The 25,618-nt window shown below is 70.7% G+C and carries 22 protein-coding genes; 11 read left to right on the forward strand and 11 right to left on the reverse strand.

The features are described from left to right. Nucleotides 1-70 precede the first annotated feature (70 nt). Complete coding sequence (locus tag ACFVV5_RS14430; RefSeq protein WP_387245324.1) at nucleotides 71-469, forward strand: TraR/DksA family transcriptional regulator; 399 nt, start codon at nucleotides 71-73, stop codon at nucleotides 467-469. A 51-nt stretch (nucleotides 470-520) separates the two neighbouring features. Here ACFVV5_RS14430 and ACFVV5_RS14435 read toward each other — a convergent pair whose 3' ends face one another. Both ACFVV5_RS14435 and ACFVV5_RS14440 read right to left on the reverse strand, forming a co-directional pair. Then, a complete protein-coding gene (locus ACFVV5_RS14435) occupies nucleotides 521-3,493 on the reverse strand; it encodes an AAA family ATPase (RefSeq protein ID WP_387245327.1) in 2,973 nt (990 codons plus the stop codon). A gap of 74 nt (nucleotides 3,494-3,567) precedes the next feature. Continuing rightward, nucleotides 3,568-3,915, reverse strand: a complete 348-nt coding sequence (locus tag ACFVV5_RS14440; RefSeq protein WP_387245330.1) for a hypothetical protein — start codon at nucleotides 3,913-3,915, stop codon at nucleotides 3,568-3,570. Nucleotides 3,916-4,060: 145 nt separating this feature from the next. Between ACFVV5_RS14440 and ACFVV5_RS14445 the strand changes: the two genes are divergently transcribed. Beyond that, nucleotides 4,061-4,654: an NADPH-dependent FMN reductase gene (locus ACFVV5_RS14445; RefSeq protein ID WP_387245333.1), complete on the forward strand. Its 594-nt coding sequence runs from the start codon at nucleotides 4,061-4,063 to the stop codon at nucleotides 4,652-4,654. 33 nt (nucleotides 4,655-4,687) lie between these two features. Here the strand turns inward: ACFVV5_RS14445 and ACFVV5_RS14450 are convergent, their stop codons facing one another. Together ACFVV5_RS14450 and ACFVV5_RS14455 are read right to left on the reverse strand one after the other, a co-directional pair. Continuing rightward, the gene (locus ACFVV5_RS14450) at nucleotides 4,688-6,154 is read right to left on the reverse strand and encodes an MFS transporter (RefSeq protein ID WP_387245336.1); all 1,467 of its coding nucleotides are present in this window, start codon (nucleotides 6,152-6,154) and stop codon (nucleotides 4,688-4,690) included. Between the two features lie 34 nt (nucleotides 6,155-6,188). Then, nucleotides 6,189-7,220, reverse strand: coding sequence for an aldo/keto reductase (locus ACFVV5_RS14455; RefSeq protein ID WP_387245339.1), 1,032 nt, complete (start codon nucleotides 7,218-7,220; stop codon nucleotides 6,189-6,191). 115 nt (nucleotides 7,221-7,335) lie between these two features. On the opposite strand from ACFVV5_RS14455, the gene ACFVV5_RS14460 reads away from it, so the two are divergent. Next, nucleotides 7,336-7,890, forward strand: coding sequence for a metallophosphoesterase family protein (locus ACFVV5_RS14460; RefSeq protein ID WP_387245342.1), 555 nt, complete (start codon nucleotides 7,336-7,338; stop codon nucleotides 7,888-7,890). A gap of 20 nt (nucleotides 7,891-7,910) precedes the next feature. On the opposite strand, the gene ACFVV5_RS14465 is transcribed toward ACFVV5_RS14460, so the two are convergent. Further along, the gene (locus ACFVV5_RS14465; RefSeq protein ID WP_387245345.1) at nucleotides 7,911-9,470 is read right to left on the reverse strand and encodes a methyltransferase; all 1,560 of its coding nucleotides are present in this window, start codon (nucleotides 9,468-9,470) and stop codon (nucleotides 7,911-7,913) included. Nucleotides 9,471-9,570: 100 nt separating this feature from the next. On the opposite strand from ACFVV5_RS14465, the gene ACFVV5_RS14470 reads away from it, so the two are divergent. The 3 genes from ACFVV5_RS14470 (at nucleotide 9,571) to ACFVV5_RS14480 (ending at nucleotide 11,282) form a co-directional block, all read left to right on the forward strand. After that, nucleotides 9,571-9,846, forward strand: coding sequence for an acylphosphatase (locus ACFVV5_RS14470; RefSeq protein WP_387245348.1), 276 nt, complete (start codon nucleotides 9,571-9,573; stop codon nucleotides 9,844-9,846). 4 nt (nucleotides 9,847-9,850) lie between these two features. Continuing rightward, a complete protein-coding gene (locus tag ACFVV5_RS14475) occupies nucleotides 9,851-10,780 on the forward strand; it encodes an aminodeoxychorismate lyase (protein ID WP_387245351.1) in 930 nt (309 codons plus the stop codon). 166 nt (nucleotides 10,781-10,946) lie between these two features. After that, nucleotides 10,947-11,282, forward strand: a complete 336-nt coding sequence (locus ACFVV5_RS14480; RefSeq protein WP_387245354.1) for a hypothetical protein — start codon at nucleotides 10,947-10,949, stop codon at nucleotides 11,280-11,282. On the opposite strand, the gene ACFVV5_RS14485 is transcribed toward ACFVV5_RS14480, so the two are convergent. After that, on the reverse strand, nucleotides 11,279-13,129 hold the full coding sequence (locus tag ACFVV5_RS14485) for a thioredoxin domain-containing protein (RefSeq protein ID WP_387245357.1): 1,851 nt from the start codon (nucleotides 13,127-13,129) through the stop codon (nucleotides 11,279-11,281). The genes ACFVV5_RS14480 and ACFVV5_RS14485 overlap by 4 nt on opposite strands. A 136-nt stretch (nucleotides 13,130-13,265) precedes the next feature. Here ACFVV5_RS14485 and ACFVV5_RS14490 point away from each other — a divergent pair, with 136 nt between their 5' ends. Then, nucleotides 13,266-14,432 (forward strand): fatty acid desaturase family protein, encoded by a 1,167-nt coding sequence (locus ACFVV5_RS14490; RefSeq protein WP_387245360.1) that lies wholly within the window; start codon nucleotides 13,266-13,268, stop codon nucleotides 14,430-14,432. 12 nt (nucleotides 14,433-14,444) lie between these two features. Beyond that, entirely contained in the window at nucleotides 14,445-14,603 is a 159-nt protein-coding gene (locus ACFVV5_RS14495; RefSeq protein ID WP_387245363.1) for a hypothetical protein, read from the forward strand. A gap of 41 nt (nucleotides 14,604-14,644) precedes the next feature. On the opposite strand, the gene ACFVV5_RS14500 is transcribed toward ACFVV5_RS14495, so the two are convergent. The 4 genes from ACFVV5_RS14500 to ACFVV5_RS14515 all read right to left on the reverse strand — a co-directional run bounded on the left by ACFVV5_RS14500 (nucleotide 14,645) and on the right by ACFVV5_RS14515 (nucleotide 18,579). Further along, the gene (locus ACFVV5_RS14500; protein ID WP_387245366.1) at nucleotides 14,645-16,048 is read right to left on the reverse strand and encodes an NtaA/DmoA family FMN-dependent monooxygenase; all 1,404 of its coding nucleotides are present in this window, start codon (nucleotides 16,046-16,048) and stop codon (nucleotides 14,645-14,647) included. Between the two features lie 3 nt (nucleotides 16,049-16,051). Then, complete coding sequence (locus ACFVV5_RS14505) at nucleotides 16,052-17,386, reverse strand: aminotransferase class V-fold PLP-dependent enzyme (RefSeq protein ID WP_387245369.1); 1,335 nt, start codon at nucleotides 17,384-17,386, stop codon at nucleotides 16,052-16,054. Beyond that, nucleotides 17,383-17,976: an FMN reductase gene (msuE, locus tag ACFVV5_RS14510; RefSeq protein ID WP_387245372.1), complete on the reverse strand. Its 594-nt coding sequence runs from the start codon at nucleotides 17,974-17,976 to the stop codon at nucleotides 17,383-17,385. Before msuE ends, ACFVV5_RS14505 begins: the two co-directional genes overlap by 4 nt. Nucleotides 17,977-18,096: 120 nt before the next feature. Beyond that, nucleotides 18,097-18,579, reverse strand: a complete 483-nt coding sequence (locus ACFVV5_RS14515) for a hypothetical protein (RefSeq protein ID WP_387245374.1) — start codon at nucleotides 18,577-18,579, stop codon at nucleotides 18,097-18,099. Between the two features lie 119 nt (nucleotides 18,580-18,698). Between ACFVV5_RS14515 and ACFVV5_RS14520 the strand changes: the two genes are divergently transcribed. Next, nucleotides 18,699-19,532, forward strand: a complete 834-nt coding sequence (locus ACFVV5_RS14520) for an aldo/keto reductase (protein WP_387245377.1) — start codon at nucleotides 18,699-18,701, stop codon at nucleotides 19,530-19,532. A gap of 17 nt (nucleotides 19,533-19,549) precedes the next feature. Then, the gene (locus tag ACFVV5_RS14525) at nucleotides 19,550-19,960 is read left to right on the forward strand and encodes a hypothetical protein (protein WP_387245380.1); all 411 of its coding nucleotides are present in this window, start codon (nucleotides 19,550-19,552) and stop codon (nucleotides 19,958-19,960) included. Between the two features lie 37 nt (nucleotides 19,961-19,997). Here the strand turns inward: ACFVV5_RS14525 and ACFVV5_RS14530 are convergent, their stop codons facing one another. Then, the gene (locus ACFVV5_RS14530; RefSeq protein ID WP_387245383.1) at nucleotides 19,998-21,569 is read right to left on the reverse strand and encodes a long-chain fatty acid--CoA ligase; all 1,572 of its coding nucleotides are present in this window, start codon (nucleotides 21,567-21,569) and stop codon (nucleotides 19,998-20,000) included. Nucleotides 21,570-21,697: 128 nt separating this feature from the next. Here ACFVV5_RS14530 and hrpA point away from each other — a divergent pair, with 128 nt between their 5' ends. Beyond that, on the forward strand, nucleotides 21,698-25,558 hold the full coding sequence (hrpA, locus tag ACFVV5_RS14535) for an ATP-dependent RNA helicase HrpA (RefSeq protein WP_387245386.1): 3,861 nt from the start codon (nucleotides 21,698-21,700) through the stop codon (nucleotides 25,556-25,558). The last annotated feature ends 60 nt before the right edge of the window (nucleotides 25,559-25,618 follow it).

Below are 25,618 nucleotides of genomic sequence, written 5' to 3' on the forward strand. Positions count from 1 at the left end.
TCGTCACCATCGGTGACGCCGTGGGCGCCGCACGGCAGCGGGGCCGGCGGACGGGCGAAGGCTGGGGGCGATGATGCTGAGAGAAGACATGGTGGACGATGAGGGGCTTGCGCACGACGAGCTCGCCGAATTGACGGCGCTCCTTCACGATCGCCGGGCGCACGACGTCGCCGAGGCGGAGCGCCTGGCCGAATCCCTCGGTGTGGTGCTGTCGGCGCGGGCGGACGGGTCGGCCGACGACGAACACGATCCGGAGGGCCCGACGATGTCGTTCGAGTGGACGCGCATTCAGGCGCTCCGCGGCGACACGGCCGGGGACATCGTCGCTGTGGACGCTGCCCTGGCTCGCATCGCCGAGGGAACGTACGGGCTCTGCATGCGCTGCGCGCGGCCCATCGGGGTGGAACGGCTCCGGGCGCGTCCAACGGCCGAACTCTGCATCGCCTGCGCGCTCACGGTCGACGGCTGAGGCGCGTACGCGCCGGTGGGCACGTTCTCACCCTCACCCGTGAGTGCGCTCTCAGCGGTAGGCGCGGGTAGCGCGGTAGACCGCTTCGGTGCGGGAGGTGGCGCCCACCTTCTTGAGGATGCTCGACACGTGAACGCTCGCGGTCTTGGCGCTGATGTAGAGCCGTTCGCCGATCTGCTTGTTGCTCAGGCCCTGCTCGATGAGGGCGAGAACTTGAGCCTCCCGCTCGGTGAGGGCGGTGTCGGACGGCCGGACTCCGCCGTGACGGACCGACAGGGCGCGTTCGCGCAGCTGGTCAGCAGCACGGACGATCAAGCCCAGCCCGAGCTCCGCGGCCCGGTCGCGTGCGGCGGTCACGGCGCCCTCGGCGGTCGCGCGGTCGCCGAGCACGGCGCTCGCCTCGGCGAGACGGAGCTGGGCGTACGGCCCGAGGTGTGCGGGCGCGAGCGGCGACGCGACGGCGCTGAGCGCGGTGCGCCACGCGTCGACCACGGCGGAGGCGGCGTCGGTGGCGGCGTCGACGGCGCTGGAGTCGTTCGTGAGGGCGGCATGCACGACGGCCAGCTCGGCTTCGACGATCGGCGCCCATACGGGGTAGGTCGGCCAGTCGGCGAGCCGGGCCAGGATGGCGCGCAGGTTTTCGGCCTCGGCGGGCACGTCGACACTCGTGGCGGCGTCGCCAGCACCACCGGCACCGGCACCGGCGCCCGCACCGGCACCCGAGTCGCGGGGCCGGCCGGCCAGACCGGCGAGCGCCCGGGCGGCGACAGCCAGCAGGGGGAGGTCGTAGGCGGGGATGGAACGCCAGTCGTCGGAGGTGATGACGCGCGCATCCGCCCACGCCCGTTCGGCGTCTCCGCGCGCGACGGCCACCTCGGCGGCCACGCGCGCGAAGCCCAGGCGCGACTGCATCTCGATCTCGCTCTGCACGAGCATCCCGGGCCGCCAGCGCCGCACGAGTTCGTCGGCGCGATCGATGTCGCCCCGCCAGAGCGTGAGCCAGAGCTTCATGCGCTGCAAGTGCACCCGGAAGCCGGGTGGCGGGTCGAGGGCGAGCGCCGGGTCGAGCAGCTTCTCGGCGCGGTCGAGCTGCCCGAGGGCGAACAACGGCTCGACGGTGTTGGACGAGAGCATGACGCCGGAGGTGCGTTCGACGCCGCGCTGGCGTGCCCGCTCTGCCCCGGCCACGGCGATGGCGACGGCCTCGTCGTAGCGCCCGAGCAGGTTCATGGCGTCGGATGCGTTGACCGAGTAGCGCAGGAGGGGCCCGGTCTCGGCGCCGGCGAGCTCGCGGGCCGCTTCGAGGTCGGCGAGCCCGCGCTCGATGTCGCCGTGGTCGATGAACGCGATGCCGCGCACGGTGTGGGCGACCGATTTGCGGGCGCCGGCGTCGTCGCCGGCCTCGTCGATGGCGAGCGTCGACATCTCGATGGCCTCGTCGTAGCGGGCTTCGATCATGAGACGGCCGGCGATCTCCGCCAGGAGCTGGGGGCGCAGCCGGTCGGTCGGGCCGGACGGCGCGATCGCGAGCGCTTCGCGCAGGGCCTCGACGGAGCCGGGCCTGCTGAGGTTGGCGAGGTACTGCGCCTTGTCGCGCAGCAGCCGCGCGTGGGTGTCAGGCGTCAGCGTGTCGGTGTCGGCGAGCGCTGCGTTCGCCAGGGCAAGGGCACGCTCGCTGTCGCCCGCGTTGCGGAGTGCCGACGCGGTGCGCGTGAGCAGTTCGACGCGGCTGCGTCCGGCGAGCTGCTCGGCGTCGTCGACCTGATCCCAGAGCTCCAGGGCCCGGTCGCCCATCGCGGCGGCGGTGCGGTAGGCGTAGGACAGCCGCGCCTCCTCCATCGCCTCGAGCGTGGCGATGAACGCACGCCGCAGGTCGTGGGCCGCCATCCAGTGGTAGCTGATCTGGCTCGCCGAGCGCCCGCCGTGTTCGAGAGCGACGGCGTAGCGGGTGTGGAAACGGGTGCGCTCCCCCGGCAGGAGGTCGGCGTGGATCGCCTCGCGTACGAGCGCGTGGCGGAAGGTGTACTCGGTCGGATCGGTGCTGAGGACGTTGGCGACGACGGCTTCGCGCGCGGCCGCGTCGAGTTCGTCTGCCGAGCCTTCGAACACGGCCTCGAGCAGCTCGTGGTCGACGCACACGCCGCCGGCGGAGATGAGCCGGAGCATGCGCTGCGTGGGCTCGCTCAGCCGTTCGTAGCGCGCGAGCAGCAGTTCGCGCAGGGTCTCGGGGAGGTCTTCTCCCGTGCCGAGGTGGTCGATGCCGACGAGCTCCTCCACGAAGAACGGCACACCCTCGCTCAGCTGGTAGATGCGATCGACGGTCTCGGTGTCGGGGACGCAGCCGAGGAGCTGCTCGACCTGGACGGCGACCTGGGACCGATCGAGCCGGGCGAGCTCCCAGCGGGTGACGCGCCGCGTGCGATCGAGTTCGGGGAGGTAGGAGCGCAGCGGATGCCCGCGGAGCACCTCGTCGCTGCGATAGCTGAGCAGCAGCAGGAATCGGCCGCTCTCCATCATCCTGACCACGAAACGCACGAGTTCGAGCGTGGCGGTGTCGGCCCACTGGACGTCTTCGATGGTCACCACCAGCGGGGTGGTGCTCGAGACGTTCTCGAGCAGGACCGTGACGAGCTCGTAGAGCCGCTCAACGCCGGTGCGGGCCGGCACGCCGGCAGTGTCGCCGAGCTCGGGGAGCAGCACCGAGAGCACGCCGGCGCCCGGACCGGCGGCGGCGAGCACCGCATCCAGCCCGATCGCGTCGACGAGCTGGCGCAGGATGCCCGTGAACGGAGCGTACGGCGCACCGTCGGTGCCGAGATCGACGCTCCTGCCGGTGAGCACGATGGCCGAGCCGGCGGCCTCGGCGCGGAATTCGTCGAGCAGCCGGGTCTTGCCGATTCCCGCTTCGCCGCCGATGACGACGGCGCGCGGCTGCCCGTCGTCGACGGCCGCGAGCTCGTCGCGCAGCGCCGCGAGATCGGACTCCCGTCCGATCATCGAAGGGCTCGACGCCGGTGATCGCATGGCCTCATCGTGCCACGGACCACCGACATCCGGGGAGCCTTCTCCGGGTGGCTTCGCCACAGGCGAAACAGCGGTCACCGACCGGCCGGTTCGAGCTCCCGGCGCTCTGGGGACGAGCTCGGCGATGCCGCCGCGCGGAGGCCGTCGCCGGTCTCCACGACCGGCCCGGCGACGCCCTCCCGGGCGGCCTCCTCGACCGCATCCGGCACGCCCGAAGACACGGCCGCGACGTCCCGGTGGGATTCGGTTCGTGCTGCCGAAGCCGCACGGTGACGCTGCATCCAGTGCACCCAGCCGACCTTCCCGTCCTCGTCGTGGCGCGCCTCGTGCTCGGCGCGGATGACGCGCACCAGCTCGGTGTCCCTGTCACGTTCGGCGGTCTCGCGCGTTGCGACCCGGCCGGTCATGAATTCTTCTGACAACAGCATTTTTCTTTCCCCTGTCCCGCTCTTCCTGAGTACCTCAAGCGTGTTCTCTAAGGAGGGGCCGTCACATCGGGAAGATGCCCTATTTGCGGTCGGCGGATGCGCTCTCGACAGCGTAGGGAGGATGGAGGAGCCTGAGCACATGGCAACAATCAATGAGCTCACCCCGCCGTATCACGTCGGCTATTTCGTCGGCAGCCTCTCCGAGCACTCGATCAACCGCCTGCTCTCGAAAGCCCTACTTCGGCTGGCGCCGCACGACCTCGAGTTCACCGAGATCCCGATCGGCGAACTGCCCCTCTACAACCGCGACCTCGACGGCCGCTTCCCCCAGGTCGCGCTCGACTTCAAGGCGTCGGTCGATGTGCAGGATGCCCTGCTCTTCGTCACTCCGGAGTACAACCGGTCCATCCCGGGCGCCCTCAAGAACGCGATCGACTGGGCCAGCCGGCCGTACGGGGAGAACGTGATCGCCCGCAAGGCGACCGCGATCATCGGCGCCTCCCCCGGAGCCATCGGCACCGCTGTCGCCCAGCAGCAGCTGCGCAGCGTCCTGAGCTTCCTCCAGGCGCCCCAGATGAACACCCCGGAGGCCTACATCCAGATCACGCCCGGACTCATCACCGAGGACGGCGAGGTCACCGATCCCGGAACGGAGATGTTCCTCCGCAGTTTCATGGACGCGTTCTTCGAGTACATCGAGCGCGTGCTGACGGTCGTGCCCCGCGCGCACTGACCACTGCGCACGCCACTGCGCACGCTCCCGGGTTCAGACGCCGGCGCCGGCAGCGGCGCGAACGCGTCGGGGTGGCCGGATGTTCTCCCCGGCTCCCCGGGACAGCCTCACCGCCTCCACCACGGAGCCGAGCGCGATCAGCGCGATGAGCACGAACGCCACCCGGTAGGCGCCGTCCGGACTCCCCAGCCCGAGGAGGGCCGCGAGCGGGTCGCCGAACCGCAGCGCGACAGCGCCCACGGCGACGCCCAGGCCCGCCGCGATCTGCTGCACCGTCGAGGCGAGGGTGTTGGCATCGGTCATCTCGTCGCGCGGCACGTCGGCGAACGCGATGGTGTTGTAGGCCGTGAATCCGGTGGAGCGGGTCATTCCGCTGAACACCAGGAGGACGACGACGAACACGATCGGCGTGAGCGGCGCGATGAAGGCGGACAGCACCATGCTGATCACGGCTCCGACGGTCGACCCGATGAGGACCCTGCGGAATCCCCAGCGCCGCAGCATGGGCGTGGTGGCGGGCTTGATGACGAGGTTGCCGACGAACAGGGTGAGGACGACGGCGCCTGCCTGGACCGGCGACCAGCCGAGTGCGTCCTGGAAGAACAGCGGGAGCAGGAACGGGACCGCTGAGATGGTGAGCCGGAACAGGGAGCCGCCCGCATGCGTGATCCGGAAGGTCTCGATGCGGAAGGCGCGCAGGTCGAGCAGCGGGTGAGCGGCGCGGCTCAGATGCCGGATGGCGGCGGCGGTGAGCACTGCGCCCGCCACGCCCGAGACCACCGTGGCCATCACGGGCGCGGCGGGGTCGGCGAGCAGCGCACCGAACACCACGATGCCTCCGACTCCCGTGAACGTCAGCACGAAGCCGAGCCAGTCGAGCGGGGTGCGCGTCAGTTCGGCTTCGCGCGGCGTCAGCCGCAGGGCGGCGATGAACGCCACGACGCCGAGCGGGATGTTCAGCAGGAAGATCCACTGCCAGCTCGCGTAGGTCACCAGCAGACCGCCGACGAACGGTGCGGCGATGGGCGCGGCCAGGGCGGGCCAGGTCAGCCACGCGATCGCCCGCACCAGGTCTTTCTTCTCGGTCACCCGCAGGACCGCGAGGCGGCCGACGGGGACCATCATGGCTCCGCCGGCGCCCTGCAGGATGCGCATGGCCGTCAACTGCACCAGGTCGCCGCTGAGCGCGCACAGGGCCGACGCCACCGTGAACACCGCGATGGCGCCGACGAAGACGGTGCGCGCGCCGAGGCGCTGGGTGAGCCATCCCGAGATCGGGATGAGCACCGCCAGCGTCACGAGGTACGCCGTGATCGCGACGCCGACGGTGGCCGAGTCGATGCCGAAGGCGCGCCCGATTGTCGGAGCGGCCGTTGCGAGGATCGTGCCGTCGAGGTTCTCCATGAAGAACGTTCCGGCCACGAGGAGCGTCAGCGCGAGCTGACGACGGTCGCTCAGTCGTGGGCGATCGCTCGCCGGCCCCGTCTGCCGCCCGCTCACGCGCGGTCTTGCGAGGGAGCGGCGCTTGTGCGTCTCATCGACCGCCCTCGTGCTTGCGGTGCCGCTGCTGGATGGCGGCGGCGCCGTAGGGGTAGTCGTCGGTGCGCGGCTCGCTCGCCCGGGTGAGCGCGTCGACCTGGTCGTCGGAGAGCGTGAGGTCGGCGGCACCGAGGTTGTCGGTGAGCTGCTCGATCGTGCGCGCGCCGAGGATGACCGACGTGACGGCCGGCCGGCCGGACAGCCAGGCGAGCGCGACCTGCGAGGCCGAGGCGCCTGTCTCGTTCGCGACCACGCCGACCGCTTCGATGATCTCCCACGTGCGGGGGTCGGCGTTGCGCTTGTCCCACGCCTCCATGCCGCGCTTCGGGTCTTCGCCGAGCCGGGTGGCTCCCGTGGGGGTGCGGTCGCGGGAGTACTTGCCGCTGAGCCAGCCGCCGGCGAGCGGGGACCACGGCAGCAGCCCGATCTCGGCGTCGAGCGACGCGGGCACGATCTCGTGCTCGATGCCGCGCACCAGCAGGTTGTACTGCGGCTGCAGGGTGACCGGAGCCGCCCATCCGTTGGCCGACGCGACCTGCACGGCCTTGGTGAGCTGCCAGCCGAGGTAGTTGGAGAACCCGTAGTACGAGATCTTGCCGGCACGAACCGCGTCGTCGAGGAACCGCAGAGTCTCCTCGATGGGCGTCACGGCGTCCCACGCGTGCATCTGGTAGAGGTCGATGTGGTCGACGCCGAGCCGCGAGAGCGAGGAGTCGAGGGCCTTGCGCAAGTGCGTACGGGAGAGCCCGAGGTCGTTTGAGCCGGCGCCCATCGGGAAACGCCCTTTGGTGGCGATGACGATCTCGTCGCGCCGGGCGGGATTGTTCGCCAGCCAGCGCCCGATGATCGTCTCCGAGCCGCCCGCGCTGTAGACGTCGGCGGTGTCGATGAAGGTGCCGCCGCCGTCGAGGTAGGTGTCGATGATCGCGTGGGAGGCCTTCTCGTCGGCCTCCGCGCCGAAGGTCATGGTGCCGAGGGCGTATTCCGTGACGACCGTTCCACTGTTTCCGAGGGTTCGAAGTTTCATGTCTCGACGCTAATCCCCGGCACGCGCCTTTGCGAACCCTTTGCCATCAACCTGTGGAGAAGCGCGCCGTGTGCACAGGGCGCTCCGAGCATCCGGTGCCTCGTACTCTGGAGCCATGAGCGCCGCCCTCCGTCTACTGATCGTGTCGGACACCCACGTGCCCAAGCGGGCCCGCGCGCTTCCGGCGCAGTTGCTGAAGGCGGTCGACGAGGCCGACGTCGTCATCCACGCCGGCGACTGGGTCGACCTCGGAACACTCGACCTGCTCGAAGCCCGCTCGAAACGCCTGATCGGCGTCTACGGCAACAACGACGGACCCGAGCTGCGAGAGCGGCTGCCCGAGGTCGCCCGGGCAGAGCTGGGCGGACTCCGGTTCGCCGTCGTGCACGAGACCGGCGCGGCAGCCGGCCGAGAGGAGCGCTGCGCCCGCGACTTCCCCGGCACCGACGTGCTCGTCTTCGGCCACAGCCACATCCCGTGGGACTCCACGGCCGCAAGCGGGTTGCGACTGCTGAACCCCGGATCCCCCACCGATCGCCGCCGCCAGCCCGATTGCACCTACCTGACGGCGGTGGTCGACGCCGGCGCGGTCACCGAGGTGGAGCTCGTCCGGCTGCCGCGCGGCTCAGTCCGGGTGCCGCGCGGCTCAGTCGGGCCGCCGCGCGGCTGAGTCAGGCCACCGCGGCCGAGTCAGGCCGCAGCAGGGCTGAGGAATCCGTCCACCACCAGCGCGCGCACCATCGGCAGCAGCTCCGCCGCCAGCGCCGGCTCGTCCACCTCGAGCAGCTGGGCGAGCGCACCGACGATCGCGCCGACCGTGAGCTCGCCGTCGCAGGCGCCGACGAGCGCGATCAACGCTGTGTCGCCCTGGATGGTGCGCCCGAAGCCGCCGCCCTGCCGCAGCAGCATGGCGGTCGGGCCCTCGTCGCCGGGCCACGAGTGCCGCTCCTCGGTCACGTCACCCGCGACCACGAGCCGGGAGGCGGCGAGCGCGGCGTCATCGGCACCCGCCTGCCAGTCATGGGCCTCGAGCACGGCACCGAGGTGGACGCCGAGTCCCGCCTCGTTGCCGCCCAGCGAGCCGTTCAACCGCTCGAGGCGGCGCAGGGTCGGGTCACCGGATCCCGGACGCCGCAGCAGCACATAGCCGAAGCCCACCGACTCGACCCCGCGCTCAGCGAAGTCGTCGAGCCAGGCTTCGTAGAGCCGATCGAAAGCCTCGGTCCCCGGGCGCGTGCCGCCGTCGCGGATCCAGGTCTCCGCGTACTGCGCCGCGTCTTCCACGTCGCGTTCCACGATCCAGGCGTCGACCGGGACCGCCGACGCGTCCAGCCAGCCGCCGACCCGCTCGAAGGCGTCGGCGCCCGCGCTCGCTACCGGCGCGGCACGCCCCAGATACTCCCAGTTGGCCAGCAGCTGCGCCACGCCGCCCGGCGCGAGATGCTCACCCGCCGACCGGATGACCGCCTCGACCAGCGCATCGCCGACGAGGCCGCCGTCCCGGTACTCGTACTCGGGCACACCCTCGCCGCGGGGCGTGATCACGAACGGAGGATTCGACACGATGTGACCGAACGTCTCACCGGCGACCGGCTCGAAGAGGCTGCCCAACCGGAACTCGATGTTCCCGATCCCGTTCAGCTCGGCGTTCAGGGCCGCCAGCTCCAGTGCCCGCACCGAGATGTCGGTCGCGACCACGCTCCCGGCGTGACGCGAGGCGTGCATCGCCTGGATGCCGCATCCGGTGCCGAGGTCGAGGACTCGCTCGACCGGCCACTGCAGCATCAGGCCGCTCAGGGTGAGGGATGCCCCGCCGACGCCCAGGACGTGGTCGACGGGCAGCGCATGGCCGAGCGCCAGCTCGCCGAGGTCGGAGACGATCCACCATTCGCCGGGTCCGAGGGCGTCCACGAAGCTGTACGGGCGGAGGTCGACCGCCGGCTCGACCCGGTCCCCCGAGGCGCGGATCAGCCCGAGCGACTCCGCGCCGGCCGACCCCAGCGACGGGAGTGCGCGCTCCAGGGCATCCGCCCCCACCGCCCTGCCGAGCACGAACAACTCCGCCAGGGTCGCGAGCGCGGTCTGCCCGGAGCGCTGCCGCTCGGCCGCCAGCGCACGCAGGGCCGGGATGCGCTGGCCACGGTGCAGCGCCTCGCCTCCCGTCTCACCCCACAGTGCTCCGAGGGCGGAGACGGTGAACCCGGCGGCGCGCAGGTCGGAGCGGAGGTCGGTCACGAGCGGTGAAGTCACGGTCCCATTCAAACGCACCGGGCGCCGTCGGCGGTGTCACCGGCACCCGCGGCCTCCGCGACGCCTCCCGGATCACCGCGACCGGGAGCAGAATGGGGCGATGATCCGAGTGCAGGCGATCGTCACGGGAATGGTTCAGGGCGTGGGCTTCCGCTGGAGCGCGCGGGAGGTCGCCCACCGATTCGGGGTCGTCGGCTTCGCCCGCAACCGGCACGACGGAAGCGTCGAGGTCGAGATCGAGGGCGACACCGCGCAGGTCGACCGGATGCTCGACTGGCTGCGCACGGGACCGCCCGGCTCCCGCGTGACGAAGGTCACGGTGACCGAGCTGGTGCCGGAAGGCGACGACGCGTTCCGCATCCGGGAGTCACAATAGGGGTATGACTCGCGCGACGCTGCTCACCCTCACCCGGCCGACCTCTACTCCCGCCGACGCGGCGGCCCCGGCCGGCGACCCCGGCTTCACGACCGTGGACGCCGACGCACCCCAGGTGCGGCTGATGGATCTCGGCCTCACCCGCGGGGACGGCGTCTTCGAGACGATCAGCGTCGTGGACGGGCATCCGCAGGCCCTCGAACCGCATCTGCAGCGCCTCGCGCACTCCGCGCTCCTGCTCGACCTGGCCGAGCCCGACCTCGACGTCTGGCGGAACGCGGTGGTCGCCGGCATCGCGGACTACCGGCAGCGGAACGGCGCCGACGCCACCGACGGCACCGACGGCGCGCGCGAGCTCTACGCCAAGCTGATCCTGACCCGCGGCGTCGAGGGGACCGGTCGCGCCAGCGGGTGGGTCTTCGTGGATGTCGCAGAAGACTTCTCGGCGGCACGCCGGGGCATCCGGGTGGTCACCCTCGACCGCGGCTACCGCCACGATGTCGCGGAGACCTCACCGTGGCTGCTGCAGGGTGCGAAGACGCTTTCGTACGCGGCGAACCGCGCCGCCCTGCGCGAGGCCGGCCGCCGAGGCGCCGACGACGTGATCTTCGTCAGCTCCGACGGCTTCGCGCTGGAAGGACCGACCTCGAATGTGATCGTCCGCAACGGCAACAGGGTCCGCACCCCGCAGACCGACCAGGGCATCCTCGCCGGCACCACGCAGGCCAGCGTGTTCGCCTTCTTCGAGCAGCGCGGATTCGAGACCTCCTACGAGCAGCTCCGCGCGGACGAACTGCCGCTGGCCGACGAACTGTGGCTGGTCTCGAGCGTGCGGCAGGCGGCGCCGGTCACCCACCTCGACGGCAGGTCGTTCACGGTGGACGCCGAACTGAGCGACGCGCTCAACGCGTTCCTCCTCGCGCGCGTGAGCTGAACGCCGCCTCGCTGAACGCCGCCTCGCTGAACGCCGCCTCGCTGAACGCCGCCTCGCTGGACGCGACCTCACGACACCGTCGGCGAACCCGACGTAGGCTGGTGGAGCCGACGTGTCGGAGCGCCGGTCGAGACGATGACCCGAGAGGTGCGGAGGGAGGATCAGCGTGGCGGATCATGTTCCCACGAGCGTCGAGGTCCTGCGCCAGCAGGCCCACGACGAGCTGTCCGCGATCATCGAGCACCGCTGCCGCGCCGGTGAGGACCCGTGGCAGTTCATCCCGGAGCTCCCGAGCGTCGACGAGCAGGTGGTGATCTCCCTCCGCTCCAACGCCATCGACCGGTTCGACCTCGCCGACGAGCAGGCCAGGGCACACCACCCCGCCGCCCGACGTGCCCTGTTCGCCCGCTTCGAGTACGAGGTGCTGCGGCGGATCGCGCTCGAGCATCCGGAGCTCAGCGAGGCCGTGTGGGGGATGCTCGACAAGGTCGAGCGCCGCTAGGCGAGGTGCGCCGGCATCGTGACCGGCAGCCGGCAGACGAAGTCGCGGCACAGGTAGGCGGTCGGCTGCCCGCCCTGGGTCCTGCGCCCCGCGTACAGCTCGAAGCCGTCGGCCTCGAGACGGCGCGCCGCCTGCTCGTCCACGACGGTGACCAGACCGGTCGGCCGGCCGCGTACGGCCGCGACCATGCCCGATGCGTCCTCCCCGCCGTCGGGGAGCACCACCACGAGCTGCTCCGGTTCGCGGGCAAGCGCCGACATCAGCTCGAGCGCAGCGCCGAACGCGCTCGGAGTCTCCTCGGCGGGCGCGGCGACCAGGCGCATCGCCTCGCGCGCCGCCCGTTCGTAGCGCCGCTCCGCCGTGAGCAGGTACAGCGTGTGGGCAGCGGATGCCGTGGACGACAGCCCGGACGGGTACGCGCCCTCCGACGGGTCGACCCGGACGCTCATCCCGTTGCTCTGCAGCACGGGGTCGCCCCCGCCGGGGACCTCGAACGGGCACGTCGCCTCCCCTCCCGCGTCGAGGCAGAGGTCGACCAGGTCGCGGGCCGCCGAGGCGTAGCGGAGCTCACCGGTCACGAGCGCGAGTTCGAGGAGGCCGCCGGCGAGGCCGCCGTAGTCTTCGAGGGTGGGTGCCGCGTCGGAGACCCGGTCGCCGAGCGAGGCGCGCACGAGCATCCCGTCGTCGCGCACGTGCTGTTCGAGCAGAACGTCCGCGGCCCCCCGTGCGGCGACGACCCAGGCCGGCCGGTCGAGCGCGAAGCCCGCCCGCGCGAGCGCGCCGATGGCGAGGCCGTTCCAGCCGGTGAGCAATTTCCCGTCGATCGGCGGCGGGTCGAGCGCCGCGCGCTCGACTGCGGACGCCCGGTAGTAGGCGCCCTCGACCCGGGCGCCGTCGATCGTGCTCTCGGAGTCCTGCGCCGAGGCGAATCCCCCGCCGGACCGCCGCAGCACCCCCAGCAGGAACCCGGCGATGCCGTCGGCGGCCTCCTCGGCCCATCCGGCGCCCGTCAGCTGCCACGCCTGTGCGTAGTCGCGCAGGAGCAGGGCGTTGTCGTAGAGCATCCGCTCGTAGTGCGGCTCGCTCCAGTCGCGCCGGGTCGCGTAGCGGAAGAAGCCGCCGTCGACCGGGTCGCGCAACGGGGAGGCGGCCATCCGTTCGAGGGTGCGCATCGCCACCGGGACACCAGGCTCGCGCGACAGCAGGAACCCGAGCACCGGGGCCACCGGGAACTTCGGCGAGGTGCCGAAACCGCCGTACACCGCGTCCTCCGCCTCGGCGAGCACGGACACGGCGTCGTCCAGCGCGCTCTCGCCGGGCAGGTCGGTGACGGAGGTCGCGGCCTCGGAGGCGGCCTTCAGCGCCGAGACCACCGCGACGGCGTTCTCCTCGACTTCCGCCCGGCGGTTGTCCCAGGCATCCGAGATGGCGTCGAGGATCTGGCGGAACGACGCGCGACCGGCCATCGGCATCGGCGGAAAGTACGTTCCCGCGTAGAACGCCCGGCCGCGGGGCGTCGTGAACACAGTGAGAGGCCAGCCGAGGTTGCCGGTGAAGGCGCTCGCCGCCGACAGATAGCCGGCGTCGACATCCGGATGCTCCTCCCGGTCCACCTTGATCGCCACGAACCGTGCGTTCATCTCGGCCGCGACCTCCGGGTCGCTGAAGCTCTCCCGGGCCATCACGTGGCACCAGTGGCAGGTGGAGTAGCCGATCGAGATGAGCACGGGGACATCCCGTCGCTCGGCCTCGGCGAACGCTTCGGGGCCCCACGGGAACCAGTCGACGGGGTTTCCGGCGTGTGAGCGCAGGTAGGGACTGATCGCATCAGCGAGCCGATTCGCCATGCGGCCACCCTACGCGCCGGAGGACTCCGGCGGCAGGCTGCACGTTGGCTCGGAACCCGCTCCCGCGACACCCCGCGAGCGTAGGATGAGGGGACAGTGCCCCAGACCCCGGTGCCCGCATCGACGAGGAGCCGGGATGTCACTGGAATCAGTCCCTACGCACACCGTGAGTCGTGAACGCTCCGCCCCCGACGACTACTCCCAGCTCGCAGGGATCATCCGCGCATCCGGTCTCATGCGGCGCCGCTACGGCTACTACTGGACGAAACTCGTCGCGGTGCCGGTCGTGACGATCGCCTCGATCGGGCTGTTCCTGCTCCTCGGTGACAGCTGGTGGCAGCTGTTCACCGCCGCGCTCTTCGCGTTCGTCTTCACGCAGATCGCCTTCCTCGGCCACGATGCGGCGCACCGGCAGATCTTCCGCTCCGGCCGCTGGAACGACTGGACCAGCCTCGTCGTCGGCAACCTGTTCGTCGGCATGAGCTACGGGTGGTGGCAGCACAAGCACACCCGGCACCACGCCAATCCGAACCGCGAAGGCGTCGACCCCGACATCGACCTGCCGGTGGTGGCGTTCACCCCGTCGCAGGCCACGTCGAAGCGCCCTCCCCTCCTGCGCTGGATGATCGGCCACCAGGGCTGGTTCTTCTTCCCGATCCTGCTGCTGGAGGGTCTCTCGCTGCATGCGTCGAGCGTGCGCCGCGTGTTCTCCCGCGAGCCGGTGCAGCGCCGGCCGGTCGAGATCGGCTTCCTGATGGTGCGCATCGTCGGGTACCTGACGCTCGTGCTCTTCGTGCTCTCCCCCGGCAAGGCCGCGGTGTTCCTCGCGATCCAGCTCGGGCTCTTCGGGTTCTACATGGGCATGTCCTTCGCTCCGAACCACAAGGGGATGCCGCTGGTCGCGCACGACGCGAAGCTCGACTTCCTGACCCGCCAGGTGCTGATGAGCCGCAACATCCGGGGCAGCCGGGTGCTCGACTTCATGATGGGCGGGCTCAACTACCAGATCGAGCATCACCTGTTCCCGTCGATGCCGCGACCGCACCTGCGGCGGGCGGCGCCGACCATCCGGGCCTTCTGCGACGAGCACGGCGTCCACTACACGCAGACAGGGCTGATCGCCTCCTACGTCATCGTCACGAACTACATCAACCGCGTCGGGCTGGGCGAGAAGGACCCGTTCGCCTGCCCGCTGCTCGAACAGCGTGCGACACCCACCGGTGTCGTCAGGACGGCCACCCGGTCGGCCACACCGCCGCCCTCGACGGCCATCCGGCCGACGGGTGCGGCCCCCAAGAACTGAGGCGGACCCATCATGGCCATCATCATCATCCTTCTGGTCGTCTGGGCCGCGCTCGGCGTGGTCGGCTTCGCCTTCACCGGGCTGTTCTGGCTCGGGATCGTCGCGGCGATCCTCTTCGTGGGGACGCTGGCGTTCGGGATCGCGCAACGCAGCAACCACCGCACGCCCTGAGCTCGCACGCCCGGAGCTCAGACAGCCGGCGGCTCAGTCGCTCAGGCGCTCCGCTGCGCGGCGGCGCTCTCGGCGGAGCCGTGCAGGTTCTCCGGCCTCGACAGCCCCAGGTGCTCGCGGAGCGTCCGTCCTTCGTACTCGGTGCGGAACAGACCGCGCCGCTGCAGCTCGGGGACGACGAGCGAGGTGAAGGCCTCGAACTGCGCGTTCAGGAACGGGGTCAGCACGTTGAATCCGTCGACCGCGCCCGCCGCGAACCACTCCTGCAGGTGGTCGGCCACCTCGCCGCCGCTTCCGACGATCACGGCAGCCGGCACCGCATGCGTGGCCAGCAGGTGACGGTAGGTCACCGCGCTCTCACCGGCGACCCGCCGGCCGGTCCGCGTCTCGACGAGTTCGAGCAGCCGCTGGCCGCCCTCGGAGAACCGGCGGGCCACCCGTTGCGGCACCTCGTCGTCGAGGTCGGGTGAGCCGAGCGGAACGCCCACGACGGAAGACAGCGCCCGGATCGACCGGTTGGCGGGGAAGTCAGGCGATTGCGACAGGGCCGAACCGTCGTCGAGCGGAACCAGCAGGAGCAGTTCGTCGAAGATCGACCTGGCCTCGGCCGTGGTCTCCGCCACCACCGGCAGGATAGGGGTGACCACTCGCGGCGCGTCCCGGCGGCCGAGCGCCCGGGACCGGTCGATCAGCTCGGACCGGAACGCGACGGCCTCCGGGAGCGACGGCAGGGCGACGAGTGCGATGTCCGCCAGCTCACGGGCGAGCTGGCGCGACCGCGACGAGGTCCCGGCATGCACGATCGGGAGGTGGCCCTGAACGGGCCTGGCTGCGTTGAGCGGCCCCGTGACGCGCACGTTCTCGCCCCGGGCATCCGTTCGGTGCAGCTTGTCGGGAGCGATCAGCCGGCCGCCGCGACGGTCGCGGACGAACGCGTCGTCCTCCCAGCTGTCCCAGAGCAGGCGCAGCGCGCGCAGGTACTCGGTCGCCTCGTCGTAGCGGGGCTCGGTCGCGCCGTGCGGGTCCCGTCCGTGGTTGCCGGCGGCACGTGGATCGGCTCCGGTGACCACGTTGATCCCGGCTCGCCCCGCGCTCAGCCGGTCGATCGACGCGGTCTGGCGAGCGAGCGAGTAGAGGTCGGAGTATCCGCTGTTGGCGGTCGCGATGAGCCCGATGCGCTTGGTCACGCCGGCGAGGTACGCGATCGCGCTCAGCGGGTCGAGGCGGGCGAGGAGGTCGGGGTCGCGGAACTCGAGATCGGGGCCGGTCGCGAGCCACTCGCCGAAGAAGAGGTAGTCGAGCTTGGCCGCCTCGGCCGCGCGAGCGGTCCGTCGGAGCACCGCCGGGTCGCCGAGCGGGTTGTTGTGCGCGCCCGGGTAGCGCCAGCCCGACGGGTAGGCTCCGAGCGCACGGAACACCGCGCCGAGGATGAGCGTGCCGGCCATGGCTCAGGCGGCGCACCCGTACGACGTCAGCGACGGGTCCAGCTCGGGCGCCCAGTCCGGGCGCGGGCGGTGGTCGTTCTCGGCGACGAACTGGCCGTCGACGACCGTGTACGTCCAGCGCGGGCCGTCGGCGATCACGCTGCGCAGGGCGGTGAGCAGGGCATCCACATCGTCGATGGTCGAGCCGACGCCGAAGCTGGCGCGCAACGCCGGACCGTCGACGCCGAGTCGTTCGAGCAGCGGATGCGCGCAGAACCGCCCGTCGCGCACGCCGATCCCCCACTCCGCCGAGAGCACGGTCGCCAGCTCGTGGCCGTCGAGGCCGTCGACGCTGAAGCTGACCACGCCGACGGTGTCCTCGGCGTCGGCGAACAGGCGGTGGATGCGCACCTCCGGCACGCTCTCCAGCCCGGTCACGAGGCGGTCGCGCAGCGCAGCCTCGTGGTCCGCCCACGCCGTGGGGTCGAGCGCCGACAGTTCGCCGATCGCCTTGGCGAGGGCGACGACACCGACCACGTTGGGCGAGCCGCCCTCGTGGCGTGCAGGTCCCGTGCGCCACGACGCGGACTCGAGCGTGACTGTGCTGACGGCGCCGCCGCCGCGCAGGTACGGCTCGCCGCGGTCGAGCCAGTCGCGGCGTCCGACGAGCACGCCGGCGCCGAACGGGGCGTACGTCTTGTGACCGGAGAACGCCAGGTAGTCGACGCCGTCGAAGGCGACCCCGACCCGGCGGTGCGGCACCAGCTGGGCGGCGTCGACGGCGAGACGGGTGCCGTGCCGGTGCGCGATCGTCGCGAGCCGGCGCAGCGGGAGCGTCTCCCCGGTGACGTTGCTGGCGCCGGTGACCGCGAGGAGTGCGGCACGATGGGAGCCGAGCTCCGCATCCACTCGCCTCAGCGTATCCTCGACGGTGTCCCCCGCTTTCACGATGCGCGCCGAGTCGCTCACCCAGGGCAGCAGGTTCGCGTGGTGCTCGATGTCGAGCACCACGGTCTCACCGGGCACGACGGAGGCGAGCAGGTTGAGCGAGTCCGTGGTGTTGCGGGTGAAGATCACCAGGTCGTCCTGCCGGGCGCCGACGAAGTCGCCCACCACCTGGCGGGCGTGCTCGTAGGCGGCGGTGGACACCTGCGAGGCGTAGCCGGCGCCGCGGTGCACGCTGGCGTAGAGCGGGAGCACCTCGGTCACGTGCGCCGCCACCGACGTCAGCGCGGGGGCGCTGGCGGCGTAGTCGAGGTTCACGTAGCGCGTCGAGCTCCCGTCGACCAGCGGCACCTGCAGGTCGCCGCCGACCACCGGGAGCAGCGGACAGGCCGCGGTCTCGTTCGCGGTGCTCATCGGCCCAGGTACTTCGCGATCGAGTCGGCTTCGGCCACGTTGCTGCGGATGAGCGGCAGCGACCGCGCCACAGCGAGGTCGATGCGCTCCTGCAGGTCGAGGCTGGTGACGGCCCCGCTGGTGAAGTCGGAGTCGTTCGCGTACACGCCGATCGGCAGCGTGAGCGCCTGGAAGAACCCGAACAACGGGCGGAACTGGTGCTCGATGATCAGGGCGTGCCGGTCGGAGCCGCCGGTCGCGGCGAGAAGCACGGGCTTGTCGACCAGCGCGTACTGCCCGACGAAGTCGAAGAGGTGCTTGAACAGGCCGGTGAACGACGCGCGGTAGACGGGGCTCGCCACGATGAGCAGGTCGGCGTTCTCGATGCGCTGCAGCTCGTCCTCGACGGAGCGGGGCAGCTGGTCGCGGCGGAGGGCGCCGGCGAAGTCCGGGCCGATCTCGTTGACGGCGATCAGGTGGGCGTCGATGGAGAGCTCGCGCCCGTACGAGGCGAGGATCTCCTTGACGAGTGCCGTCGTTTTCGACGGCGTGTGGAGGCTGCCGGAGACGGCGACGACACGCAACGGCCGAGAGTTCGCGAGCTGGGACATGGCACGACGCTAAGCCCGTGCCCCGCCGGGCGCCAGCCTGCCCGTCACACGACGCAACCAACGCAACATTCCGTCACCCCCGCACGAAGCGCTTGCGCCGGCGCACGGCGTGTGCAGGCGTCAGACGAGGGTCTCGACGGTGGGCACCAGCGCGTCTCCCAGCACCTCGGGGATGCCGGGCTGGAAGTCCCCGGAGAGGTAGAGTCGCACCCCGCGGGACGCTCGAGCCGGGTCGGCGATCTCGGACCGCTCGCGGAACGACTGGGAGAACCACACGTCGCCGAGCAGGGCGCGTGAGAATGCGAGGGCCTCGACGTCGGTGGGCGCCACATCCGCCTCGTCCCTGTCGACCGCGCTCAGCCGGGTGGCGATCATCGTGATCGGCTGGCCGTCGGAGGCGGCGACGCAGACGCAGGAGAAGACGCACAGCACGCCGTCGCGAACGGGAGACAGCACCGCGATCGGCTCGGTGGTCTGCGGATGCTCGTCGGCGGTGGTCGCATCGATCAGCCGGAGCATGTGGTCGCGCAGCGCGTCGATGCGGTCGCCGTGCTCCTCGAGGAGGGTCTCCGCGAGCTGTTCGATCTCATCACGCGATGCCATGCGCTCGACGTTACCGGATCACGCGCGAGCATCCGGCGCCCCCATTGATCGCTGCCTTCGATGAATCCATCAGCGCTCACAATTGGAAGCGAAGACCATCGACGGATTACCGTAGAGGAATGGTTGCAACTGCAAATATCCCCACTCTCGAACTCAACAACGGAACCCGCATCCCGCAGCTCGGTTTCGGCGTCTTCCGGGTCGATCCGGGCGAGACGACCCGCATCGTCACCGACGCCCTCGAGGTCGGCTACCGCCACATCGACACCGCCGCGATCTACGGCAACGAGGCGGGCGTCGGAGAGGCGCTCGCGTCGTCCGGCATCGCGCGCGACGAGCTCTACGTCACCACCAAGCTCTGGAACGACCGGCAGACGGATGCGCAGGCCGCGTTCGACGAGTCGCTCGCCAAGCTGGGCCTCGACTATGTCGACCTGTACCTCATCCACTGGCCGACCCCAGAGAAGGACACCTTCGTCGAGGCCTGGAAGTCGCTCGAGAAGATCGCGGCGACCGGCCGCGCCAAGGCCATCGGCGTCTCCAACTTCCTGGTGCCGCACCTCGAGAAGCTCCTGGCGAACACCGACGTCGTCCCCGCCGTCAACCAGATCGAACTCCACCCCGCGCACCAGCAGCCCGAGGTGACCGGGTTCTCTCGTGAGCACGGCATCCACATCGAGGCGTGGGGCCCGCTCGGCCAGGGCAAGTACCCGCTCTTCGACGCCCCCGAGGTCGCCGCCCCCGCCGAGGCGCACGGCAAGACGCCGGCCCAGGTCGTCATCCGCTGGCACCTGCAGACCGGCAACATCGTGTTCCCCAAGTCGAACCGCCGCGAGCGCATGGCCGAGAACTTCGACGTCTTCGACTTCGAGCTGACGGCCGCCGAGGTGGCCGCCATCACGTCGATGGAGCGCGAGGGACGCGTCAGCGCCCACCCCAACGAGGTCAACTAGCCCGTTAGGCTCGCGGTGTGCGCATCGTTACGATCCCCGGGAAGGTCACCTACATTGTCGGCGTGTATGCGCTGCTGCTGGTCCTGAACCTCTTCGTGTTCATGCGCCTGGTCAACCCGACCATCGATGTGTTGATCGTCGCGATCCTCAACATCGCGTACGTGTTCGTGGGGGTGCGTCTCTTCCGCGGAGCCACCGAGAACCGCGAAGACCCGCGGGCCTGGTGGCGTGCCACCGCGCGGCCGGCAGCCGGTTTCTGGATCGGCGCCGGCCTCGCGGTCGCCTCCGGCATCTCGCTGCTGGGCGCGCTGGCGTCCAAGGCCGACAACTCGTTCGTCCCGGCCGTCTCCTGCGTCGTCTACGGCGCGATTGCGATCTTCTACCTGCACTCGTCGTACAAGCTCCGGATGCTCGACCAGGCGCCCTGACGCGCGCGGGACGGCGCCCCCGGCCCGCCCGACGCTCTCAGGCGCCGTCGACCGCCGCCGCCTCGAACCGCGCGACCAGCTCCCGCTTGAGCACCTTGCCGCTCGGCCCGAGGGGCAGCACCTCCAGGATCTCCACCCGCCGCGGGAACTTGTACGCGGCCACGTGCTCGCGGACGAACGCGACCAGATCGTCTGCGTCGGCACGGGCATCCGGCATCAGCGTCACCACGGCCATGATCTCCTGGCCGTGCGTGTCGTGGCTCACGCCGAACACGGCACACATCGCGACCGACGGATGCGTCGACAGCACCTCCTCGACCTCCCGCGGGTACACGTTGTAACCGTTGCGCACGATCATGTCCTTCTTGCGGTCGACGATCGTGATGTAGTCGTCGTCGCTCTTGGTGCCGAGGTCGCCGGTGCGGAACCAGCCGTCGACCACCGCCTCGGCGTTCGCCTCCGGGAGGTTCAGGTAGCCCTTCATGAGGTTGTGGCCCCGGATCACGATCTCGCCGAGCTCCCCGCGGGGCAGCAGTTCCACCCGGTCGTCGATCTCGGCGTCGGCGATCTCGATGTCCACACCCCAGATCGGCGTGCCGACCGTCCCGACGCGGGTGGGCGAGCCGCGATGGTTGAACGAGGCGACCGGCGAGGTCTCGGTGAGCCCGTATCCCTCGTGAACGTCGATGCCGTACACGTCCTTCATGCGCTCGATCACGGCGACGGGGATGGCGGCGCCGCCGGACATCCCGTATCGCAGCGGCGGCCGTTCCGGGTTGGACTTGGCCGCCTCGAGCAGCGCGATGTACATGGTCGGCACGCCCGTCATGATGGTGCAGGCGTTGGAGTTGAGCAGCGCGAGCGCGGTCGCGCCGTCGAACTTCGGCACGAGCACCACGGCGGCGCCGGCCCGGAAGCCCAGGTTCATCACACAGGTCTGGCCGAATGTGTGGAACAGGGGCAGGCAGCCGAGGATGCGGTCGCTCGGCTCCACGTCGAGGGTCCCGGCGAGCAGGACGTTGACCTGTTCGACGAGCGAGAAGTGGCAGCCCTGTGCGCCCTTCGGCTTGCCGGTCGTGCCGCTCGTGTAGAGGATCGTGGCGGTGTCCAGCGGGTCGCGCGGCACGTAGGTGTCGACCGGATGCGCGCCCGCCGCCAGGTCTTCGAGTCGCGCGAACGGCAGCGCCGCCTTCTGCTCGTCGGGGACCAGCACCGACAGCGTCTCGATGCCGGCCGCCGCGGCGCCCTTCGCGCCCTCGCCCAGCAGCGGTGCGGCGCAGATCAGCAGCTTCGCACCGCTGTCGCGCAGCACGTACTCGATCTCGTCCGCCTTGAGCAGCGCATGCACGGGGACGACGATCGCCCCGAGCGCGAGCACCGCGTAGTACGCCCGTGGGAAGTCGGGCACGTTGGGCAGCAGCAGGGCGACGGCGTCGCCCTCCCCGATCCCGCGAGCACGCAGCGCGCCCGCGTACTGCCGGGTCTGGTCCCAGAGGTCCCGGTAGGAGATCTGCTGCTCACCGAAGACGAGCGCGACATTGTCGGGCATCCGGTGGGCGGTCTCGGCGAGGATGCTCGCGACCGACATCGTGGCGAAACCGTGGCTCATAAGGGTGCTCCCTGTCTCCGTCGACACAAGAACCCGTTCGGGTTGTCTGCAACCTACGGCACCGCCGGTTCGAGGGAAAGCCCCCGTGCGCGTGCCCCGATAGGTGCCCCCGATAGAATGGAGGGCTCATGTCTTCCACGGTCTCCCCCGCCCGCCTCCACTTCCCGCCCGAGCTGCCGGTCAGCCAGAAGCGGGAGGAGATCGGGCGTGCCATCCGGGACAACCAGGTGGTGATCGTCGCGGGCGAGACCGGTTCGGGCAAGACCACGCAGCTGCCCAAGATCGCCCTGGAGATCGGGCGCGAGAACATCGGTCACACGCAGCCCCGCCGGCTGGCCGCACGCACGATCGCCGAGCGCATCGCGGAGGAGCTCGGCGAGGAGGTCGGCGGGCTCGTCGGCTACCAGGTGCGCTTCACCGACCGCGTCGGGGCCGCGACGCGCATCAAGCTGATGACCGACGGCATCCTGCTGAACGAGATGCATCGCGACCCGATGCTCCGCAAATACGACACGATCATCATCGACGAGGCGCACGAGCGCAGCCTCAACATCGACTTCCTGCTCGGCTACCTCAAGCAGCTGCTGCCGAGGCGTCCCGACCTCAAGCTCATCATCACCTCGGCGACCATCGACCCCCAGAGCTTCGCCGAGCACTTCTCGACGGCCGACGGAACCCCGGCACCGATCGTCGAGGTCTCCGGGCGCACCTACCCGGTCGAGGTCCGCTACCGCCCGCTCGTGGCCGAAGCACTCGAAGCCGACGACGAGGACGTCGACCCGGTGCCCGCCGCCGACCGCGACTATCTCCAGGGCATCAACGACGCGCTCGACGAGCTCGCCAGAGAGGCGCCGGGCGATGTGCTCGTGTTCCTCTCCGGTGAGAACGAGATCCGTGATGCCGCGGACGCGATCCGCGGGCGCAACCTCTCCGGAACCGAGGTGCTCCCGCTCTACGGCCGGTTGTCGAGCGCCGAGCAGCACCGGGTCTTCCAGCCGTCGACGCTGCCGGGCATCCGTCGCCGTGTCATCCTCGCCACGAACGTGGCGGAGACCAGCCTCACCGTGCCGGGAATCAAATACGTGATCGACGCCGGGACCGCCCGCATCTCCCGCTACAGCGTGCGGGCCAAGGTGCAGCGGCTGCCGATCGAGGCGATCTCGCAGGCGAGCGCGAACCAGCGCTCCGGCCGATCCGGGCGCACCAGCGACGGCATCGCGATCCGGCTCTACTCGGAGGAGGACTTCGCCAAACGGCCGGAGTACACCGAGCCGGAGATCCTTCGCACCAACCTCGCGGCGGTCATCCTGCAGATGATCTCGCTCGGGCTGGGCGACATCGCCGCGTTCCCGTTCCTGACGCCGCCGGACTCGCGCGGTATCAAAGACGGCCTCGACCTGCTCGGCGAGCTCAACGCGATCACGCGCGGCGCCGACGGCGGAAACGCGCTGACGAAGATCGGCCGGCAGCTCGCCCAGCTCCCGATCGACCCGCGCTTCGCCCGCATGGTGGTCGAGTCGAAACGGCACAGCACGTCACGCGAGGTGATGGCGATCGTCGCGGGGCTCACCATCCAGGACCCGCGCGAACGGCCCGTGGAGCGACGCGGCAGCGCGGATGAGCTGCACGCGCGGTTCGCGGACCCCACGAGCGATTTCCTCACCCTGCTCAACCTCTGGAACTATCTCGAAGAGAAGCAGAAGGAGCTCTCGTCGAGCGCGTTCCGGCGGCTCGTGAAAGCCGAGTACCTCAACTTCCTGCGGGTGCGCGAATGGCAGGACGTCTACCGGCAGCTGCGGCAGCTGGCCAAACCGCTCGGCCTCACGATCGGCGAGCCGGCGGTCAATCCCGACGGCATCCACAAGTCGCTGCTGGCCGGCCTGCTCTCGCACATCGGTCTCAAAGACGCGACGGCCTCCGGCAACAAGGGCGGCGCTCGGGGCTCCCGGCTGTCGGAGTACCTCGGCGCCCGGCAGGCCCGGTTCGTGATCTTCCCCGGCTCGACGCTCGCCAAGAAGCAGCCGAATGCGGTGATGAGCGCCGAGCTCGTCGAGACCAGCCGCCTGTTCGCCCGGATGAACGCCTCGATCGATCCCGCCTGGGCGGAGCCGATCGCCGGCGACCTGTGCAAACGCAGTTACAGCGAGCCCCACTGGGAGAAGAGTCAGGGGGCCGTGGTCGCCTACGAGCGCGTCACGCTCTACGGAGTGCCGATCATCCCGCGCCGGAGGGTGCAGTACTCGCGGATCGACCAGGAGCTGTCGCGCGAACTGTTCATCCGGCATGCGCTGGTCGACGGCGAATGGGACTCGCAGCAGGCGTTCGACCGGGCCAACAAGAAGCTGCGCGCCGAACTGCGCGAACTCGAGGAACGCACCCGCCGCCGCGATATTCTCAACGACGACGAGTCCGTGTTCGAATTCTACGACCGTCGCCTGCCGGCCGATGTCGTCTCGACCCGCAGCTTCGAAGGCTGGTGGCGCAAAGCGAAGGTCGAGACGCCCGACCTGCTGACCATGACGCAGGAGGCGCTGCTCGACGCGGAGTCGGCCCCGGTCGACGACGAGGCGTTCCCGCCGGTCTGGCGGCAAGGCGATCAGCGGCTCACCCTCCGCTACCGGTTCGAGCCGGGAGAAGAGGACGACGGTGTCACCGTGCAGGTGCCGCTCCCCCTGCTCGCCGGCCTGCTCCCAGACGGCTTCGACTGGCAGGTGCCCGGCCTCCGTCACGAACTGGTGACCGCGATGATCAAATCGCTGCCCAAGGCGATCCGACGCCTGGTCGTGCCGGCCGCCGACTGGGCCGCGCGGCTCCTCGGCGAGCTCCAGGGCACCGCGGGGATGCGCGCCCACGACGGCGAGCGGCCCGCCGCGACCCTGGCCGAGACGCTGGCCGCCGCGATCAACCGCCTCACCGGGTCCCGCGTGACCGCAGCCGACTTCGACCGCGAGCGCATCCCGGCCCACCTGCGGCCCACCTTCCAGGTCATCGGCGAACGCGGGCGGCCGGTCGCCAGCGGCAAAGACCTCGCCGAACTGCAGGAGCGGCTGCGGTCCCGTGCCCGCGACTCGGTGGCGCGGGTCGCCGAGGCCCGCACCCCCAACGCCATCGAACGGGCCGGGCTCACGACCTGGGACCTGGACGAGCTCCCCCGCTTCCTGGACACCGAGCAAAAAGGGCCGGGCGGCTCCACCAACGTGATCCGGGCGTACCCGGCGTTCGTGGACGACGGCTCCAGCGTGAGCATCCGGTTGATGAGCACGCCCGCCGACCAGGCGGCAGCGATGCCCGGCGGGGTGCGTCGCCTGCTGCTGGCGTCGATCCCGTCGCCGGTCGCGTACGTGCAGCAGCACCTCACCTCCACCGAGAAGCTCACGCTGGCGGCGAGCCCGTACCCGACCACGAAGGCGCTCTTCGACGACACGCTGCTGGCCGTGATCGACAGTGTGCTCTACCGGATGAAGCCCGACGGGCAGGTCTTCATGCGCGCGGAGTTCGAGGCGGTGCGCGACCGCGTTTCCGGCATCGTGATGGATTCCATGTTCGAGACGGTGGCGCTCGTCACGCGCATCTTGACCGCGGCCCGCGCCGCCGAGAAGGCCATCGGGAGTGCGACGTCGCTGGTGTTCCTGTCCGCGCTGAACGACGCCAAGACGCAGCTCGCCGGCCTCGTCTACCCGGGCTTCGTGTCGGCGACCGGGCTCGAGCAGCTCCGGCACATCCCGCGCTACCTCAACGGCATCACGCAACGCATCGCGGCGCTCCCGGTGAACCCGGGCCGCGACCGCGCCTGGCAGACGCAGGTGGAGACCGCGCTCGCGCTCTACGCGGACGCCGGCGGGCGCATCCCGCTCACTCCGGGCTCGCCGGAGGCGATCGTGCACGCGCGCTGGATGCTCGAGGAGTTCCGGGTCAGCCTGTTCGCGCAGGGCCTGGGAACGGCGGAGACGGTCTCGATCCAGCGCATCCGGAAGGTGCTCGGCGGCTGACGGGACACACGCGCTGCGCGTAACTCCGGAACACTCGAACGGATGCCCCTGCGATCTCCG

Origin of the sequence: Leifsonia sp. NPDC058248 (assembly GCF_042881905.1) — a bacterium.
Classification (GTDB): Bacteria; Actinomycetota; Actinomycetes; order Actinomycetales; family Microbacteriaceae; genus Leifsonia.

Excerpts from the sequence above, each read along its gene's own strand:
- ACFVV5_RS14485 (WP_387245357.1), bottom strand. The coding sequence starts at position 13,129 with ATGGCGAATCGGCTCGCTGATGCGATCAGTCCCTACCTGCGCTCACAC.
- ACFVV5_RS14460 (WP_387245342.1), top strand. The coding sequence starts at position 7,336 with ATGAGCGCCGCCCTCCGTCTACTGATCGTGTCGGACACCCACGTGCCC.
- ACFVV5_RS14435 (WP_387245327.1), bottom strand. The coding sequence starts at position 3,493 with ATGCGATCACCGGCGTCGAGCCCTTCGATGATCGGACGGGAGTCCGAT.
- ACFVV5_RS14520 (WP_387245377.1), top strand. The coding sequence starts at position 18,699 with ATGGTTGCAACTGCAAATATCCCCACTCTCGAACTCAACAACGGAACC.
- ACFVV5_RS14470 (WP_387245348.1), top strand. The coding sequence starts at position 9,571 with ATGATCCGAGTGCAGGCGATCGTCACGGGAATGGTTCAGGGCGTGGGC.
- msuE (WP_387245372.1), bottom strand. The coding sequence starts at position 17,976 with ATGTCCCAGCTCGCGAACTCTCGGCCGTTGCGTGTCGTCGCCGTCTCC.
- ACFVV5_RS14475 (WP_387245351.1), top strand. The coding sequence starts at position 9,851 with ATGACTCGCGCGACGCTGCTCACCCTCACCCGGCCGACCTCTACTCCC.
- ACFVV5_RS14515 (WP_387245374.1), bottom strand. The coding sequence starts at position 18,579 with ATGGCATCGCGTGATGAGATCGAACAGCTCGCGGAGACCCTCCTCGAG.
- hrpA (WP_387245386.1), top strand. The coding sequence starts at position 21,698 with ATGTCTTCCACGGTCTCCCCCGCCCGCCTCCACTTCCCGCCCGAGCTG.
- ACFVV5_RS14530 (WP_387245383.1), bottom strand. The coding sequence starts at position 21,569 with ATGAGCCACGGTTTCGCCACGATGTCGGTCGCGAGCATCCTCGCCGAG.
- ACFVV5_RS14495 (WP_387245363.1), top strand. The coding sequence starts at position 14,445 with ATGGCCATCATCATCATCCTTCTGGTCGTCTGGGCCGCGCTCGGCGTG.
- ACFVV5_RS14430 (WP_387245324.1), top strand. The coding sequence starts at position 71 with ATGATGCTGAGAGAAGACATGGTGGACGATGAGGGGCTTGCGCACGAC.
- ACFVV5_RS14505 (WP_387245369.1), bottom strand. The coding sequence starts at position 17,386 with ATGAGCACCGCGAACGAGACCGCGGCCTGTCCGCTGCTCCCGGTGGTC.
- ACFVV5_RS14445 (WP_387245333.1), top strand. The coding sequence starts at position 4,061 with ATGGCAACAATCAATGAGCTCACCCCGCCGTATCACGTCGGCTATTTC.
- ACFVV5_RS14500 (WP_387245366.1), bottom strand. The coding sequence starts at position 16,048 with ATGGCCGGCACGCTCATCCTCGGCGCGGTGTTCCGTGCGCTCGGAGCC.
- ACFVV5_RS14455 (WP_387245339.1), bottom strand. The coding sequence starts at position 7,220 with ATGAAACTTCGAACCCTCGGAAACAGTGGAACGGTCGTCACGGAATAC.
- ACFVV5_RS14490 (WP_387245360.1), top strand. The coding sequence starts at position 13,266 with ATGTCACTGGAATCAGTCCCTACGCACACCGTGAGTCGTGAACGCTCC.